This is a genomic window from Xanthomonas melonis, from assembly GCF_020783655.1.
In the GTDB taxonomy this organism is placed as follows: Bacteria; Pseudomonadota; Gammaproteobacteria; order Xanthomonadales; family Xanthomonadaceae; genus Xanthomonas; species Xanthomonas melonis.
This window is the reverse complement of sequence record NZ_JAJGQH010000003.1, coordinates 16623-32763: the sequence shown is the minus strand read 5'-3', so window position 1 is coordinate 32763 and position 16141 is coordinate 16623. Positions and strand designations below refer to the sequence as shown.

14 protein-coding genes are annotated in these 16141 nt (G+C 68.5%); 6 read left to right on the top strand and 8 right to left on the bottom strand.

The genetic code is table 11. The features are described from left to right. Window positions 1–58: 58 nt before the first annotated feature. The 6 genes from purU to LL964_RS03550 all read right to left on the bottom strand — a co-directional run bounded on the left by purU (window position 59) and on the right by LL964_RS03550 (window position 6555). On the bottom strand, window positions 59–910 hold the full coding sequence (gene purU, locus LL964_RS03575; protein ID WP_104586325.1) for a formyltetrahydrofolate deformylase: 852 nt from the start codon (window positions 908–910) through the stop codon (window positions 59–61). A 196-nt stretch (window positions 911–1106) separates the two neighbouring features. Next, the gene (locus tag LL964_RS03570; protein ID WP_104586327.1) at window positions 1107–1502 is read right to left on the bottom strand and encodes an XVIPCD domain-containing protein; all 396 of its coding nucleotides are present in this window, start codon (window positions 1500–1502) and stop codon (window positions 1107–1109) included. 399 nt (window positions 1503–1901) lie between these two features. Further along, window positions 1902–2777 carry an NAD(P)-dependent oxidoreductase gene (locus tag LL964_RS03565; protein ID WP_104586329.1) on the bottom strand — a complete coding sequence of 292 codons (876 nt, stop codon included), beginning with the start codon at window positions 2775–2777 and terminating at the stop codon, window positions 1902–1904. A gap of 30 nt (window positions 2778–2807) precedes the next feature. Continuing rightward, on the bottom strand, window positions 2808–3938 hold the full coding sequence (locus LL964_RS03560) for an NADH:flavin oxidoreductase/NADH oxidase (protein ID WP_425478139.1): 1131 nt from the start codon (window positions 3936–3938) through the stop codon (window positions 2808–2810). Window positions 3939–3986: 48 nt separating this feature from the next. Then, complete coding sequence (locus LL964_RS03555) at window positions 3987–4868, bottom strand: NAD-dependent protein deacetylase (RefSeq protein WP_104586330.1); 882 nt, start codon at window positions 4866–4868, stop codon at window positions 3987–3989. Between the two features lie 412 nt (window positions 4869–5280). Continuing rightward, a complete protein-coding gene (locus LL964_RS03550; RefSeq protein WP_425478140.1) occupies window positions 5281–6555 on the bottom strand; it encodes an MFS transporter in 1275 nt (424 codons plus the stop codon). Window positions 6556–6652: 97 nt separating this feature from the next. On the opposite strand from LL964_RS03550, the gene LL964_RS03545 reads away from it, so the two are divergent. Both LL964_RS03545 and LL964_RS03540 read left to right on the top strand, forming a co-directional pair. Further along, complete coding sequence (locus LL964_RS03545) at window positions 6653–7540, top strand: LysR family transcriptional regulator (protein WP_104586332.1); 888 nt, start codon at window positions 6653–6655, stop codon at window positions 7538–7540. A gap of 259 nt (window positions 7541–7799) precedes the next feature. Then, window positions 7800–8468 carry a VOC family protein gene (locus tag LL964_RS03540; RefSeq protein ID WP_104586334.1) on the top strand — a complete coding sequence of 223 codons (669 nt, stop codon included), beginning with the start codon at window positions 7800–7802 and terminating at the stop codon, window positions 8466–8468. 117 nt (window positions 8469–8585) lie between these two features. Here the strand turns inward: LL964_RS03540 and LL964_RS03535 are convergent, their stop codons facing one another. Both LL964_RS03535 and LL964_RS03530 read right to left on the bottom strand, forming a co-directional pair. Further along, window positions 8586–9392 (bottom strand): TatD family hydrolase, encoded by an 807-nt coding sequence (locus LL964_RS03535; protein ID WP_104586336.1) that lies wholly within the window; start codon window positions 9390–9392, stop codon window positions 8586–8588. A 180-nt stretch (window positions 9393–9572) separates the two neighbouring features. After that, window positions 9573–10490 carry a LysR family transcriptional regulator gene (locus tag LL964_RS03530; RefSeq protein WP_104586338.1) on the bottom strand — a complete coding sequence of 306 codons (918 nt, stop codon included), beginning with the start codon at window positions 10488–10490 and terminating at the stop codon, window positions 9573–9575. A gap of 140 nt (window positions 10491–10630) precedes the next feature. Here LL964_RS03530 and LL964_RS03525 point away from each other — a divergent pair, with 140 nt between their 5' ends. From LL964_RS03525 to LL964_RS03510, 4 genes are all read left to right on the top strand, one after another. After that, window positions 10631–11683, top strand: coding sequence for an aromatic ring-hydroxylating dioxygenase subunit alpha (locus LL964_RS03525; protein WP_104586340.1), 1053 nt, complete (start codon window positions 10631–10633; stop codon window positions 11681–11683). Between the two features lie 17 nt (window positions 11684–11700). Beyond that, entirely contained in the window at window positions 11701–12660 is a 960-nt protein-coding gene (locus LL964_RS03520) for a PDR/VanB family oxidoreductase (protein WP_167395231.1), read from the top strand. Between the two features lie 240 nt (window positions 12661–12900). Further along, on the top strand, window positions 12901–14214 hold the full coding sequence (locus LL964_RS03515; protein ID WP_104586344.1) for an NCS2 family permease: 1314 nt from the start codon (window positions 12901–12903) through the stop codon (window positions 14212–14214). Between the two features lie 334 nt (window positions 14215–14548). Then, complete coding sequence (locus LL964_RS03510) at window positions 14549–16093, top strand: adenosine deaminase family protein (protein WP_167395232.1); 1545 nt, start codon at window positions 14549–14551, stop codon at window positions 16091–16093. The last annotated feature ends 48 nt before the right edge of the window (window positions 16094–16141 follow it).

Sequence of the window (16141 nt, the reverse complement as noted above, 5' to 3'; positions counted from 1 at the left end):
GGCCAGCGTCCATGCGAGGCGACGATCTACGCCTGGGACACCGCGCGGCCAGGCCGCTTCAGCGAAACACCACGGTGCGATGTCCGTTGAGCACGATGCGATGCTCGACGTGGCGACGCACCGCGCGGGCCAGCACCAGCGATTCGGTGTCGCTGCCCACGCGCACCAGGTCGCGTGGGGTCATGGCGTGGTCGACGCGGGCGATGTCCTGTTCGATGATCGGGCCTTCGTCCAGATCTTCGGTGACGTAATGGGCGGTGGCGCCGATGATCTTGACCCCGCGTGCGTGGGCCTGGTGATACGGCTGCGCACCCTTGAAACTGGGCAGGAAGCTGTGGTGAATGTTGATCGCCCGCCCGGCCAGCGCGCGGCATAGCGCCGGGGAGAGAATCTGCATGTAGCGCGCCAGGACCACCAGATCGATCTGCAGGTCTTCGACCAGGGCCAGCAGCTGGCTTTCCTGCGCCTCGCGCGTGTCGGCGCTGACCGGCAGATGATGGAAGTCGACCCCGTAGGACGCGGCCAGCGGTGCGAAATCGGCGTGGTTGGACACCACTGCGGCGATATCCACCGGCAACTGCCGGCTATGCATGCGGAACAGCAGATCGTTGAGGCAATGCCCCTGCTTGCTCACCAGCACCAGCAACCGCGCGCGGCGCCGGGCGTCGTGCAATTGCCACGCCATCTGGAATTCGTGCGCCAGGATCGAGAAGCGTTGCTCGAGGCTGGCGATCTCGGTCCCCGGGGGCTTGTCGAAATGCACACGCAGGAAGAACCGCCCGCTCTCCTCGTCGCCGAACTGCTGGGCATCGAGGATATTGCAGGCCAGATCGAACAGCAGGCCGGTGACGCGATAGACGATGCCGGTGCGGTCGGGGCAGGACAGCGTAAGGATGTAGTCGGAGCGCATGGAGCGATCATAGCCAATGCGCACGCCTGCCAGCGCAGTGCTTGCGTGCGTAACTGTCGGCGTGCAGCCAGTGCGGTTCCGCAGACGATCGGATCGGCCACGCGTCTTGCACATCGGAGCGCCCCGGATGCTCGCGTCGCCAACGCCCCATGCCTGGCGACGGCACGATCGACCGCGACACGCGCGCGCGATGCGCCTAGCGCGGCGGCAGACGCAGCATCAGGCGGCGGTTGATTTCGTTCAACTGCAGGAGCGATGCCTCCACCGACGTTTCCATCGCTTCCTGGGTCGTGATGTGCGCACGCAGATGCGCCGGGTCGGACAGCTCTCCGCGCACCAGGAATACGTTCTCGCCGACCTCGCCCACATGCCGGCTGAGCACCACATGATCGACCTGATCGAAGCCATGTTGCTTGGCCAGCGGCAGCAGGCGCGCAGCCATGCGTTCACTGGCGTCGTCGGCAGGCTTGTTCAATTCCGCATCGAGCACGCTCACCGCCTCGCGGATCTGCGCGAACAGGAAATGGTCCGGATGCTCGGGATGCTCCGGGCCGACCTGGCCCTGATCGACCACAGGCGGCGGCAGGCTCATGATGCGCTACCGGCGTGGGCCGGCGCGCGCGATCGTCGCGCGGAAAAACCGGGCCGGTTGTGCGGGTGTTGCATCGCATTCTCCCTGAAGGCGCTGTGATGGCTGGAGCGCGTTGCGCATCGCGCACACCGCAACCAGGCCGAATCGAGCAGGCACCTTAGCCGCTTGCGCAGATTGCCTCAAGCAACCCCCACGGAGAAAAACCGGTTCTTGCCGGGCAAGGACGACGCATGACGCGGCGGCGTTCGCTCGTCCAGCGCAGCCGCCTCATGGCGAGGCACCATCGTCCGCCATCGACCGCGGCGCGTACGGCTGGTACCCGGTGTCGATCACCGGTTGCAGGGACCGCGAAGCGAGGCGTCGTATCGCAAGCACGTCAGGCCGTCGCTGCTGCCGACACTATGCCTGGCCCGCGCGACGCGCCGCCACTTCGGCCAGGACCGCCCAATCGGCGCTGCCGTCGCCATGCGCGATCGCTGCATCCAGTTCGGCGCGCAACAGTTCGCCCAGCGGCATCGGCACCTGTTTCTGCGCGGCGGCCTGGATCGCCAGATCCACATCCTTGCGGCCCAGCGTGGCGGTGAAGCCGGCCGGGAGGTACTGGCGCTGCGCGATCAGCCTGGCATAGCCCTGATATGCCGGCGCGGCGAACAAGGTGCTGGTGAGCATGTCGAGGAACTGGGTGGTCTCCACGCCGTGACCACGGGCCAGCGCGCTGGCCTCGGCCATGGCGCCGATGGCGCTGGCCAGACAGACATTGGCCGCCAGTTTCACTGCATTGGCCTGCTCGGGTGCATTGCCGATCGGCCAGGTCCGCTGCCCGAGCACGTCGAACATCGGTCGCACCCGCGCCAGCGCTGCAGCGTCGCCGGCGGCCAGGATATTGAGATTGCCCGCCTGCGCGACATCGACGCGACCCAGCACCGGTGCCGCCACGTAGGCGATACCGCGTTCGGCATGCAATGCGGTCAGCTCGCGCGCCAGCGCCACCGAGATGGTGGCCATGTTGACGTGCACGCTGCCGGCCGGCAGCGCATCCAGCACGCCGCCTTCCAGCACGATCTGACGCACCGCGTCGTCGTCGGCGAGCATGGAAAACAGCAACGGACCGTGTGCCACATCCCGTGCCTGCATCACCACCGTGGCACCGGCCTCGCGCAGCGGCTGCGCGCGTTCGGGCGAACGGTTCCAGACGCTCAGCTCGAAGCCGCCGCGCAGCAGGTTATGCGCCATCGGCAGGCCCATCGTGCCCAGTCCGAGAAATCCTATCGGCATGCGTGTCCTCTCCGGTATGGCGTGCGTGCGTCAGCTGGCGAACACGCCGCGTGCGTGGCGCGGCTCGCAGCGCAGGTATTGCAGTGCCGGGGTGACGGTGGCGCCCAACGCGGCGGCGGCATGCCACGGCCAGCGCGGGTCGTACAGGATGCCGCGCGCCAGCGCGATGGCGTCGGCCTGGCCCTCCTGCAGGATCGCCTCGGCATGTGCCGGCTCGGTGATCAGGCCCACACCGATCACCGGCGTGGCGACCTGCGCACGGATCGCCTGCGCAAACGGAATCTGGTAACCCTCCTGCAGCGGGATCTGCTGGCGCGGATCCAACCCGCCGCTGGAAACATGGATGTAGTGCGCGCCACGCGCATCCAGTGCCTTGGACAGCGCGATGCTCTGCTCCTGATCCCAGCCGCCTTCCACCCAATCGGTGGCCGACAGGCGCACGCCCACCGCCACCGTATCGGACACCGCCGCACGCACGGCATCGAAGATGCGCAGCGTCAGCCGCATGCGATTGTCCAGCGACCCGCCATAGGCATCGGTGCGCTGGTTACTCAACGGCGAGAGAAACTGATGCATCAGATAGCCATGCGCAGCATGCAGCTCGATCAGCTGCAGGCCCAGGCGTTCGGCACGGGTGGCCGAGGCCACGAACGCCGCCACCACCGCATCGATACCGGCCTCGTCCAGCGCCTGCGGCAACGGCTGCCCGTCGCGGAACGCCAGCGCCGAAGCGGACATGGTCTGCCAACCGTGCGGATCGGTGGGCGCGATCGCCTCGCCCCCGTTCCAGGGCAGATCGGTGGATGCCTTGCGCCCGGCATGCGCCAGCTGGATGCCGATCGGCATCGGCGACCAGCGACGCACCGAGTGCAGCACGTCAGCCAGCGCACGCTCGCTGGCATCGTCGTAAAGACCGAGATCGGCGTAGCTGATGCGCCCTTCCGGTAGCACCGCGGCCGCCTCCAGGATCAGCAGGCCGGCGCCCGATTGCGACAGCGTGCCCAGATGGATGCGATGCCAATCGGTGGCGCAGCCGTCCTGTGCCGAGTACTGGCACATCGGTGCGATGACGATGCGGTTGGCGAGCGCGAGCGGACCGAACGCGATGGGAGTGAACAACTGGCTCAAGGCAACATCCAGGCGCAACAGGGGGTTGCCCATTGCACTGCGTGCCGCGCCGCCGCACAACCGCGGCAGTGGATCACTGCGTCATGCGGAGCGCGCGCTGTCGTAATGGGAGGCCGCAGCGCGCAGCGGGTCCGCCGGCGCGTGCAGGAAGGCCAACGCCTGCGCGCACGACTGTTCCACCTTCAATGTGAGCAGTTCGTCGGCGCGGGTGCGACCGAAATTCAGTGCGGCGATCGGCAGGCCCGACCGCGCGGCCGCCTGTACGAAGCGAAAGCCCGAGTACACCATCAACGAGGAGCCCACCACCAGCACCGCGTCGGCGGCCTGCAGGTGCGCGAATGCGCGCTCCACCCGCTCGCGCGGCACGTTCTCGCCGAAGAACACCACATCCGGCTTGAGGATGCCACCGCACGCCGGGCACGGCGGCACCGCAAACGTCTCGAAGGCGACGTCGTCCAGATCCGCATCGCCGTCGGGCGCCTGTGCGGCATCCAGCTCCACCCAGCCGGGATTGGACTGTTCGAGCAGCCACTGGAATTCGGTGCGCGGCATGCGGCGTTCGCAGCCCATGCAACGCACCACATCCAGCCGCCCGTGCAGATCGATCACCGCCTGGCTGCCGGCGGCCTGATGCAGGCGATCCACGTTCTGGGTCAGCAGCAGTTCCAGCTGGCCGCGCACTTCCAGCGCGGCCAGCGCGTGATGGGTCGCGTTGGGTCGCGCCAGCCCGAACCGCGGCCAGCCGACCAGGCTACGCGCCCAGTAGCGTTGACGCGTGGCGAGCTCGCCCATGAAGGCCTGGAATGTCACCGGTTGCGGGCGCTTCCAGCCCCCTTGCAGATCGCGATAGTCGGGAATGCCCGAATCGGTGCTGCAGCCGGCACCGGTCAGCACGAACAGGCGTTGGTGGGTCTGGATGAATTCCTGTAACGCATCGCCGTCTGGTGCGGGAACAACGCTCATGGTGCGACTCCGATAACGTGGAAAACACGCGCCATGCCACCGCAGCCTGCTCGTTGCGAGACGACGCTGGCGCCACGGTCTGCACGCCGCAGCCGACCACCAGGCGACAGACACGGATACGCGAGTACCGCCGCAGCGGATGCAGCCGGCACCGGGCGCGCGACACGAACGCAAGCGCATGATCTGGGGTGACATCGCTCGATTCCAAGCCAACCGCGGTGTCTGCCGCGTGCATGGCCATGCAGCTGCAACGGCGAACTGCCGCTGCAGCTGCACCGGACGCGACAATGGCTCCGTCACGGTCGGCGTGGCTGCCTTCGCAGCCACGTGCACCGTCGAGATGGCTCTGGCCACGCAGCACTGCCTGCCGCACGAGGCCACGGGCACCCGCTGCCACCTGCGGCGCGCCGGCTCACTCCCCGCGCGGCGGATGCGGCGCGAACCGGCCGTAGGGACGGGTGTCGTCGGCGCGTTTGCGCAGGACGTGCGCGGCAGCCAACGCCATGCCGAGCAGGCTCAGGCTCATCCCTACCAGGCCGGCCCAGCCGCAGTGTTGCCAGAACCAACCGCCCATCGCACCGATCACGCTGGAGCCGGCGTAATACGCCAGCAGGTACAACGAGGCGGCGTGGCTACGATGCGCGCCACCAAGCCGGCTCACCCAGGCGCTGGCGGCCGAATGCGCGATGAAGAATCCGATGGTCAGCAACACGATGCCGCCCACCACCAGCGCCAGCGCATGTGTCAGCGTCAGTACCACACCCAGCACGCAGCAGACGATACCGGCACTGACCACCGGCCCGCGGCCGAAGCGATCCGAAGCCCCACCGGCCACCGAGGAGCTGACGATGCCGAACACGTAAGCGCTGAAGATCATGCCGATCTGGCTCTGGCTGAGCGCGAACTCCGGCCCGCCCAGGCGAAAGCCAGCGTAGTTGTAGACGCTGACGAACACGCCCATCAGCAGGAACGGCAATACGAACAGCCACGGCAGGTTGCGATCGCGCAGCTGCCCGGCCCAGGCGCGCAGATGGAACTGCAGGTTGATGCCATGCCGGCGCACGAAATGGCGTGAGGGCGGCAGCAACCAGACGAAGGCAAGCGCACACAGCAGGTCGAGTACGCTCAGCAGGGCCAGGGCGGTGCGCCAGTCGCTGTGATCGGTCAATACGCTCATCAGGATGCGCCCGCTCATGCCGCCGAACGCATTGCCGGCCACGTACAGGCCGGTGGCCGCGCCCAGCTTGTGCGGAGGCAGTTCCTCGCCCAGGTACACCATCGCCACGGCCGGCACGCCGCCCAGCGCGATCCCTGACAGGGTGCGGACGACCACCAGTGCGCCCCAGTGCGGCAGGAATGCGGCGATCAGGTTGAGTACGGCGGCCAGCGCGATGGAGGCGAACATCAGCCCGCGCCGGCCCAGGTTTTCCGACACCGCTCCGGCACAGAAGATCGCGATCGCCAACCCGGCGGTCGCCAGCGATAGCGGCAGCGAGGCCACGGCCGCATCCACGCCGAACGTCCGGGCGAATTCCGGCAACACCGGTTGCACGCTGTAGAGCAGCGAGAAGGTGGCGAAGCCGGCCAGGAACAGCGCCAGCCGGATCCGGCCGATGGCCGGGGCGGCGGTAACAGCGCCCGGGTCGGCCATCGGCAAGCTGCGGGAAAAACGATCGGAAGACGGCACGGCAGCAGCAACGACATCGGGAGCGGCGAGTATTCGCCCGGCGGCACCCCCTGTCCAATATATGATACTGGCGGTTGCCATATGTAAAACAGATGCCATGGAGCTGCGTCACCTGCGTTACTTCCTTGCGGTCGCCGAAGAAGGCAACTTCACCCGCGCGGCCACGCGGGTCGGCATCGGCCAGCCGCCGCTCAGCCAGCAGATCCAGACGCTGGAACGCGAGCTGGGCACCGCCTTGTTCCGCCGCACCCACAGCGGCGCCGAGCTGACCGCCGCCGGCGAGGCTTTCCTGGGCGAGGTGCGCCGCGTGCTGGTCGACGTGGAGCGGGCTGCCGAGACTGCCAGGCGTGTGGCGCGCGGAGAGTCCGGCCGGCTGCGCATGGGGCTCACCGCTTCGGCCGCCTTCAGTCCGGTGGTGCCGCGGTTGATCCGCGATTTTCGCCGGCAATGGCCGCAAGTCGAGCTATTGCTGGAAGAAACCAATACCGCCAGCCTGCTCGTGGGGCTGACCGACGGACGCCTGGATGCGGCGTTCGTGCGCTACGGATTGAGCACGCCACCGGATCTGCAGCTGCTGCGCTTTGCCGACGAGCCCATGAAGATCGCCGTGCCTGCCGCGCACCCGCTGGCTGCGCGCACCAGTGCACCGTTGGCAGCGCTGGCCGGCGAGCCCTTCATCCTGTTTCCGCGCAGTTTCGGCTCCAGCCTGTACGACGAAATCCTGGCCGCCTGCCGCGAGTCGGGCGTGACCTTGCGCATCACCCAGGAAGCGCCGCAGATGTCATCCATCATCAACCTGGTGGCCGCCGAACTGGGCGTGTCGGTGGTTCCCGCCTCCACCGCGCAACTGCAGCGCCCCGGCGTGCGCTACCTCGACATTACCGGCCGCATGCCGCTGGCGCGTCTGGCCCTGGCGGCCGCACCCGATGCGCTGGAGAACGCACCGTTGGTGCGGCATCTGTGGGCGCTGGCGCAGCAGATCTGAGCGTCCGCTCCGCGTCCCGGCAATGCCGCTGTGGGCGGCCGGCCAGCCGTGCCGCCCGCAGCCTGCCGCGGCCGCGGGCACCTGGCCCGCCTGGGATCGGCGCCGGCAGGCCCGGCGCGTGCAGTCGCATGTCCGCCAGTGCGCGCCTGCACCATCGACGCCGCATGCGTCGTCGGCGCGGCGCAACGACGATGCGCGCTTGACCTCAACCTTGCTTGAGGTTGTTCAATGCGGGCTCCCCCACTTCCGATCCATCGCCATGCGCCTGCGTCAGCTCGTCCTGCCCTGTCTCGATCCCGACCTCAGCCTGCGTTTCTACCGCGACGTGCTGCAATTGCCGGTCCACGGCACCACGCTGCGCATCGGCTGGACGACGCTGGAATGCGTCCAGGCACAGCAGCCGGTGGGCAGCGTGCACCTGGCTTTCAACGTGGCACCGTCGCGGTTCGACGCCGCTGCACAATGGATCGGCGCACGCGCCAGCGTGCTGGGCGACGCGCAGGGACGGCAGCGTTTCGCACTGGATGGCGCCTGGCAATCGCAGTCGGTGTATTTCGCCGGCCCCGATGGGGCGGTGCTGGAACTGATCGCGCGCGATGCGCTGCAGGATGCGGCCACGGGCCAGGGCGCGTTTCATGGCAGCGAGTTGCTGTGCCTGAGCGAGATCGGCCTGCCCAGCCACCATGTGCAGACCGTGACCGAGAGCGTGGTCCATCATTTCGGACTGCGCCCCTTCGCACCGGCGGTCGAGGGCTTTGTCGCACTGGGCGACGATCACGGTCTGTTGATCGTGGTGGACCAGCGTCGACGATGGTTTCCACAACAACGCCAGTTGCCGTGGGCCGATGGCGTTCGCGTGAGCGTGGATGCGCCCCAGCCAGGACTGCATCTGCGCGATGCACAGGGGTGGGAACTGCTCGCGGCCTAGCACACGGCCCATGCCTGGCCGGGGCGATCGCACAGGCCATTGGCGCATCGCCTGGCGCTGGCCGCTTTCGGCACGCCGCTCGCCCAGCGATGCCGGGCGCCGCATGCAGCCGTTCGTTCAATCCGCTGCGGCGGGCACCGGCAGGCCGAAGAAGCTGCGCGCTGCCGCCGTGCTGTTGCCGGCGGTCACCGCCACGTCTTCGCCGCGGTCGCGCGCCAGCTCCTGCACGATGTGCGATAGAAACATCGGCTCGTTGCGGCGGTCCTTGGGCATGGGCTTGAGCGTCCGCGGCAGCAGGTAGGGCGCGTCGGTTTCGATCATCAACCGGTTGGCGGGGATGTTGCGCACCAGCTCGCGCAGATGCGCGCCGCGGCGTTCGTCGCATAGCCAGCCGGTGATGCCGATATAGAAATCGCGGTCCAGATAATCGAACAATTCCTCGCGCGTACCGGTAAAGCAGTGCACCACTGCCGCACCCAGCGTGCCGTCGAAGCTGCGCAGGATCGCCAGGAAATCCGCATGCGCGTCGCGCTGGTGCAGGAACAGCGGCTTGCCGCTGTCGGCGGCCAGTTGCAACTGGCCTTCGAACGCCTTGTGTTGCGCCGGGCGCGGCGCGAAGTCGCGAAAGTAATCCAGGCCGCATTCGCCGACGGCCACGACCTGCGGATGGGCATGCAACGCGCGCATTTCCGCTGCGCATTCGGCGGTGAATTCCACGGCGTGATGCGGGTGCACGCCGGCGGTGGCGTACAGGAATCCGGGGTGCTGCTGGGCCAGCTGCAGGGCCAGCGGGGAATGCTCGCGGCTGGCGCCGGTGATCACCAACTGCGCCACTCCCGCCTCGCGTGCGCGTTGCAACACCGCATCGCGATCGCGGTCGAAGGAGTCGTGGGTCAGGTTGGCGCCGATGTCGATCAACTGCATGGTGCGGGTGTCGTCTGAAGAGCAGATGCGATTGTACCGGGTGGGCGTTGCCCTCATCCGCCCTACGGGCACCTTCTCCCGCGAGCGGGAGAAGGCAGAAGCAGAAGCAGAAGGCAGCAAGTGTTGGCGCTTCCTTCTCCCGCTGGCGGGAGAACGTGGCGCGCAGCGCCGGATGAGGGGCTATCCCACCACCGGCACCGTCATCGCATCGATCTTCGCCGCCAGCGCCTGGATCGCCAGCTGCGCCGAGCGCGAGAGCTGGCGTTGCGGGGCCACGCACAGGGCCAGCGTCATCGGCTTGGTCAGGTGCTGGCGAAACGGCACGAACGCCAGCCTTCCGTCGGCCACATCGGGGGCCGCATCCAGCCACGACATCAAACCGACCCCGGCGCCGGCACGCACCAATCCGCGCAGGGTGCGCACGTCGTTGCAATGGGTGAGCCGCTTCACGTCGATGTGCTGGCGCTGGTACAGCACCTTGGCGTGCTCGCCGACGATCAACGGCGCAGCCGGCAGCAACAGCCGGTGTTCCAGGGTTTCGCTCAGCTGCAACTCGGAGCGGCCGCTCAGCGGGTGGCCGATCGGCATTGCGATCCCCAGCGGAATATCGGCGAACGCGCGCACCTCCAGGTCCACGCTGCTCACCGGGTCGAGCAACAGGCCGATATCCACGTCGGCCGAGGTCACCATCTCCATCACCCGCTGGTTGCGCGCGGTGGAGAGGTTGAAGGTGATGCCCGGGTACTCCTGCACCAGCGATGCCACCGCCGCCGGCACCACGCCTTCGCTGAGCGCGTCGATCATGGCGATCTCCACATGCCCGCGGCGCAGCCCCTTGAGCTCGTCGAAGCGTTCCAGCGTACGCGCATAGGCCTTCTCCCAGCCGCGCACGTCCACCAGCAGCAGCTCGCCGGCGGCAGTGAGCCGCAGCCGGCCGGGCAGGCGTTCGAACAACTGCGCCCCCAGCTCCTCTTCGGCCTTGAGGATCTGGCGGTCGATCGCCGAGGCCGACACGTGCAGCACCTCGGAAGCCTTGCGGATGCTGCCGCAGCGAGCCACTTCGATGAAGTATCGGGTGAAGCGGGAGAAGGTCAGCATGGGGCAGGACTCGGTTGGCGTTGCGTTTTTTGCAATGGCTGGACGGAAAAACGATGTTTGATCACACACCCCCGGCTTCCTAGAGTCAATCCAGGCCCCCGCGACCGGGGGCGCTCCCGCCTCACGCCAGAGACCGCCCCATGGATGTCGCTGTCCCCGCCCTCCCCCTGCACTGCACCTTCGAAGCCGCCGATTGGCAGCGCCTGGCCCAGCACTGGCACGCCGTGGCGCTGAGCAGCGAAGTCGGGCAGGCGCCATTCAAGGCCACCCTGCTGGACGAGCCGCTGGTGCTGTACCGACTGGGCGATGAGCTGGTGGCCGCGCGCGATGTCTGCCCGCACCGCGGTGTGCCGCTGAGCATGGGCACGGCCGATGGCGGCGGCGTGGTGTGCGCCTACCACGGGCTGCGCTTCGGTTCGGGCGGGCGCTGCAATCACATCCCGGCCAGTCCAGATCAGAACATTCCGGCCAGGATGCGCCTGCACACCTATGCGGTGGCCGAGCGCTACGGCCTGATCTGGGTGTGCCTGGCCAAGCCGGCCGGGGTGAGTGAGGCCGAGGTGCAGATTCCGCCGATGCCCGGCTGGGACGAAGAAGGTTTCCAGCAGATCGTGTGCCCGGCCTTCGACATCGCCGGCAGCGCCGCACGGCAATTGGAAGGCTTCATCGACGTGGCGCATTTCGCCTTCGTGCACACCGCGACATTCGCCCAGCCCGACAAGCGCGAGGTGCCGGCCTATACCACCACCGAGACACCCACCGGTTTCGACGCCGATTACCTCAGCAGCGTGGCCAACTATTCGGTAGACATGCCGCTGCCGGACGTGGACCCGGAGTTCCAGTGGCTGCGGCACTTCGAAGTGCATCTGCCGTTCACCGCCACGCTCACCATCCATTTCCCGGTGCCGGGCAAGCGGTTGGTGATCATGAATGCCGCAAGCCCCGTGTCCAAGCACAAGACGCGCCTGCTGGTGCCGATCGCACGCAATTTCGACACCCATCTGCCGGTGGAGGACGTGCATGCCTTCAACCTGCGCGTGTTCGAGGAAGACCGCGCCATGGTCGAAGCACAGCGGCCCGAATACCTGCCGCTGGACCCGCTGCTGGAGGTGCATATCCCCGCCGACCGCAGTTCGATCGCCTACCGCCGTGGCCTGCGCAGCCAGGGCTACAGCGACTTCTTCCTGCGTTGACCTCCAAGGAGCGCGCCATGGGCCTGCATGAAGTGCGCGTTGCCGCCGTGGCCGAGCAAGGCCACCGCCAGCGTGCGATCCGCCTGGAGCCGATCGATGCCGAGCTGCCTGCGTTCGAGGCCGGCGCGCACGTGGACCTGCATCTGCCGGACGGATTGATCCGCCAGTATTCGATCGCCAGCGCCCCGCATGCGCGCGACCACTACCTGCTGTGCGTCAAGCTGGCCGATGCCTCGCGCGGCGGCTCGCGGCATCTGTGCGAGCAGCTGTCGCCCGGCGATCGCCTGCGCATCTCCAGCCCGCGCAATCTGTTCCCGCTGCGTGCTGGCGAACGGCATGTGCTGCTGGCCGCCGGGATCGGCATCACCCCCTTGCTGTCGATGGCCGAGGCGCTGGAAGCGCGTGGTGAATCCTTCGTCCTGCACTACTACGCGCGCCGGCATGCCGACGTGGCGTTCGGGCAGCGGTTGCAACAGGGCTTTTCGCACGGCCAGGTGCACATGCACTTGAGCGAAGGCGGCCAGAGCCCGCGCGTGCACCTGCCCGACGCACTCGTCCAGGCGCGCGCGCGCGACCAGCTCTACCTGTGCGGGCCGGCTGCGTTCATGGACCACTTCACCGCCGTCGCCAGGGCGCAGGGCTGGGCGGAATCGCAGGTGCACCGCGAGCACTTCGCCGCCACCGCGCCGGAACTGCCCGACGCTGCCGACCGTGCCTTCGAGGTGGAGCTGGCCGCCAGCGGCCGTGTGGTGCAGGTGCCGGCCGGGTGCAGCATCGCCGGCGCCTTGCTGGATGCCGGCATCGACGTTCCGCTGTCCTGCGAGCAGGGCATGTGCGGAGCCTGCCTGACCGGCGTGATCGCCGGCCTGCCCGATCACCGTGACAGCGTACTCAGCGCCGCCGAACACGCCGCCAATGCGCAGATCACCCTGTGCTGCTCGCGCAGCCGCTCGCCGCGCCTGGTGCTGGACCTGTGAGTGGGCAAGCGGCGTGCAGGGTGGCCATGCGCCACCATGATCTCGGCACGGCCGGGCTGGAGACCGGGTGCCGCCAGGCCGCGATCACGCGCGGCGGCAGCACGCGGTGGTGGAAAATCGGGGCGTGCCGTGCAAGATGAGCGTCGCGTGCGCTGTGCGCACTTGATTCTGCGTTGAAGAGACTGCGCCGATGCCTGCCTGCACTGTGTTCACCCGATCCCCTCGCGGGCGCGCACGCTGATGCGCTGGCCCCAATTCGCACTGGCCGCCAATGGCAGCAGCGTCCGCACCGAAGTGCTGGCCGGCGCCACCACCTTCCTGACGATGGCCTATATCGTCTTCGTCAATCCCGACATCCTGGCCACCACCGGCATGGACCACGGCGCGGTGTTCGTGGCGACCTGCCTGGCCGCTGCGCTGGGCTCGCTGCTGATGGGCGTGCTGGCCAACTACCCCATCGGCATGGCGCCGGGCATGGGCTTGAATGCGTTCTTCGCCTTCAGCGTGGTCGGCACGCTGGGCTATCGCTGGCAACAGGCGCTCGGGCTGGTCTTCGTATCCGGCTGCGTGTTCCTGCTGTTGACCCTCACCGGCGCACGTCGCTGGTTGGTGGACGGCATCCCGCCCGCGTTGCGCAGCGCGATCGCGGCCGGTATCGGCTTGTTCCTGGCGTTGATCGGCCTGCAGAAGGCCGGGCTGGTGGTCGCCCATCCGCAGACCTTGCTGACCCTGGGCGATCTGCACCGGCCCGAACCACTGCTGGCGCTGGCCGGGCTGCTGCTGATCGGCGTGCTGGACGCGCGCCGCGTGCGCGGGGCGATGCTGCTGGGCATCCTGGCGATCACCGCCGCCGCCCTGGCGCTGGGGCTGGTGCAGTACCAGGGGATACTCTCGCCGCCGCCCAGCCTGGCGCCCACCCTGCTGCAACTGGATGTCGGCAGCGCACTGCAGGCACACGGCGAGCGCGGCGCGCTGACCGCGGTCCTGCATGTGGTGCTCATCTTCGTGCTGGTGGAAATGTTCGATGCCACCGGCACCCTGATGGGCGTGGCGCAGCGCGCCGGCCTGCTGCGCACCGCCGCGCAACATCGGCAGTTCGACCGCGCCCTGCTGGCCGACAGCACAGCCATCCTGGCCGGTTCGCTGCTCGGCACCTCCAGCACCACCGCCTATGTGGAAAGTGCCGCCGGCGTGCAGGCGGGTGGGCGGACCGGCCTCACCGCGCTGGTGGTCGCCGCGTTGTTCCTGCTGGCCTTGCTGTTCTCGCCGCTGGCGGCAATGGTGCCTGCCTATGCCACCGCACCGGCACTGATCTATCTGGCGTCGATGATGCTGCGCGAATGCACGCAGATCCGGTGGGACGATGTCGGCGACGCGCTGCCGGCGGCCCTGTGCATGCTGGCGATGCCGCTCACCTATTCCATCGCCACCGGCCTGGCGTTCGGCTTCATCGCCTATGCCGCGCTCAGGCTGGGCAGCGGTCGCTGGCGCGGCGTGCACCCGGCAACCTGGGCGATCGCCGGCCTGTTCGTGCTGCGTCATGCGCTGGAATGAGCCGATGCGCGCCTGCCTGCGCGCGACGGCCGGCGATCTTGCCGCGCATGTTCGCCACCTGCGAGACAGCGTTCGCGCTGCGCCGTCGGTCATGCGCACGCACGCCGGCCGGGTAGCACCGCTCCCGTGGCGGGGCCGGCGCAGGGCCGCCGGCGCAGTCTGCGACGGTCAGCGCAGGTCTTGCCGCTTGCATTGCGCAGGCCATCGCGTTGAAGTGGCAGCAGCCCGCGGCGCCAGCTTGGCTGCATGCGGCGCATCCCATCAGCCCCGTTGCCGCACGCTCACCCGCGTGCGGCGACCGGGCACCCCGTGGTCCTTCCCGAGTTCGTCCCGCATGTCGATCCTCCATCGCTGCCTGATCCTGAGTGTGTGCGCGCTGCTGCCCGTCGTTGGCCATGCACGTACGCAGCCCGCCTCGGCGCAGCAACGCGAGCAGCAGATCACACAACTGTTTCGCGAGGCCGCTGCGCAACCGGCGCAACTGCGTGCCTGGTTGCAGGGCATGCCCAAGGGCGGCGACCTGCACAACCATCTGTCCGGCTCGGTGTATGCCGAGGACTACCTGCGCTGGGCCAGCGAGGACGAAGCCTGCGTGCAGCTGGACGACCTGAGCCTGCGCGCGCCGCCATGCGGCAAGGACCAGGTGCCGGCCCGCGACCTGGCCGCACGCGATGCGGCGCTGTATGGGCGGGTGGTGGATGCGATGTCGATGCGCAGCTTCGTGCCGAGCGCCGCACACCCCACCGGGCATGGTCAGTTCTTCGGCAGCTTCGGCAAGTTCGAGGCGGTGGTGCGCACCCGCGTGGCCGACACCGTGGCGGCCGTGCTCGAGCAGGCCGCGCGCGACCGTGTGGCATACGTGGAGATCATCGCCAACCCGCCGCAGATGGAGCAGGCCGCGCAGCGCATGCAGGCACTGCCCTGGTACGGCGGCGACGACAGCGCCAACCTGGCTGCACTGCAGGACGCACTGCCGCCGCTGGTGCAGGCTGCACAGGCCGCGCTTGCCGATACCGACGCGCAGGTGCGCCGCGTGCTGCGCTGCGACCGCACCGATGCGCATCCGGGCTGCGGGGTGGAATACCGCTACGTGCCGTATGTGTTGCGCGTGCTGCCACAACCGATGGTGTTCGGGCAGATGGCGCTTGCCCACGCGCTGGTGGCCGCCGGTGGCAGCCGTGCGGTCGCGGTGAACATCGTCGCGCCGGAAGACAACCCGGTGGCGTTGGCCGACTACACGCGGCATATGGCCATGTTCGGCTTCTTCGCCACGCGCTACCCGAACGTGCCGCTGTCCCTGCATGCGGGCGAGCTGACGCTGGGCCTGGTGCCGCCGGCGCAGTTGCGCTCGCACATCCGCCAGGCCGTGGATGCCGGCGCACGCCGCATCGGCCACGGCGTGGACCTGCCTTACGAAGACGATGCGGGCGAACTGTTGCAGCGCATGCGCCGGCAGCAGATCGCGGTGGAGATCAACCTGACCAGCAACGATGTGATTCTTGGCATCAAGGGCGCGCAGCACCCGCTGGCGATGTACCTGCGCGCCGGCGTACCGGTGGTGCTGTCCACCGACGATGCCGGCGTGTCGCGCGCCGACATCACCCACGAATACCAACGCGCCGTGCAGGAGCAGGGCATCGATTACCCGACACTCAAGCGGCTGGCGCGCAACGGCTTGCGTTACAGCTTCCTGCCGGGCGCCGATCTGTGGGCTGCCGACGGCGCCGCCGTGCCGGCCTGCCGCGATGCGCTCCAACACGAAACCGACGATGCCGGCTGCCGCGGCTTTCGTCAGGCCAGCGCGAAGGCGCGGCTGCAATGGCAGCTGGAAATCGACCTGGCGCAGTACGAACGCGCGTTGCTGGCGCAGCGCAGTTAGCGCCTGCGACGCATGAGCGCGCCTGAGCGCGAACAGGCTGCACCGGTA

What these genes read in the sequence shown, in the direction of transcription:
- LL964_RS03515 (WP_104586344.1), top strand. Translation starts at nt 12,901, where the DNA reads ATGCGCTGGCCCCAATTCGCACTGGCCGCCAATGGCAGCAGCGTCCGC.
- LL964_RS03560 (WP_425478139.1), bottom strand. Translation starts at nt 3,938, where the DNA reads ATGGGCAACCCCCTGTTGCGCCTGGATGTTGCCTTGAGCCAGTTGTTC.
- LL964_RS03570 (WP_104586327.1), bottom strand. Translation starts at nt 1,502, where the DNA reads ATGAGCCTGCCGCCGCCTGTGGTCGATCAGGGCCAGGTCGGCCCGGAG.
- LL964_RS03565 (WP_104586329.1), bottom strand. Translation starts at nt 2,777, where the DNA reads ATGCCGATAGGATTTCTCGGACTGGGCACGATGGGCCTGCCGATGGCG.
- LL964_RS03545 (WP_104586332.1), top strand. Translation starts at nt 6,653, where the DNA reads ATGGAGCTGCGTCACCTGCGTTACTTCCTTGCGGTCGCCGAAGAAGGC.
- LL964_RS03520 (WP_167395231.1), top strand. Translation starts at nt 11,701, where the DNA reads ATGGGCCTGCATGAAGTGCGCGTTGCCGCCGTGGCCGAGCAAGGCCAC.
- LL964_RS03540 (WP_104586334.1), top strand. Translation starts at nt 7,800, where the DNA reads ATGCGCCTGCGTCAGCTCGTCCTGCCCTGTCTCGATCCCGACCTCAGC.
- purU (WP_104586325.1), bottom strand. Translation starts at nt 910, where the DNA reads ATGCGCTCCGACTACATCCTTACGCTGTCCTGCCCCGACCGCACCGGC.
- LL964_RS03525 (WP_104586340.1), top strand. Translation starts at nt 10,631, where the DNA reads ATGGATGTCGCTGTCCCCGCCCTCCCCCTGCACTGCACCTTCGAAGCC.
- LL964_RS03535 (WP_104586336.1), bottom strand. Translation starts at nt 9,392, where the DNA reads ATGCAGTTGATCGACATCGGCGCCAACCTGACCCACGACTCCTTCGAC.
- LL964_RS03555 (WP_104586330.1), bottom strand. Translation starts at nt 4,868, where the DNA reads ATGAGCGTTGTTCCCGCACCAGACGGCGATGCGTTACAGGAATTCATC.
- LL964_RS03530 (WP_104586338.1), bottom strand. Translation starts at nt 10,490, where the DNA reads ATGCTGACCTTCTCCCGCTTCACCCGATACTTCATCGAAGTGGCTCGC.
- LL964_RS03510 (WP_167395232.1), top strand. Translation starts at nt 14,549, where the DNA reads ATGTCGATCCTCCATCGCTGCCTGATCCTGAGTGTGTGCGCGCTGCTG.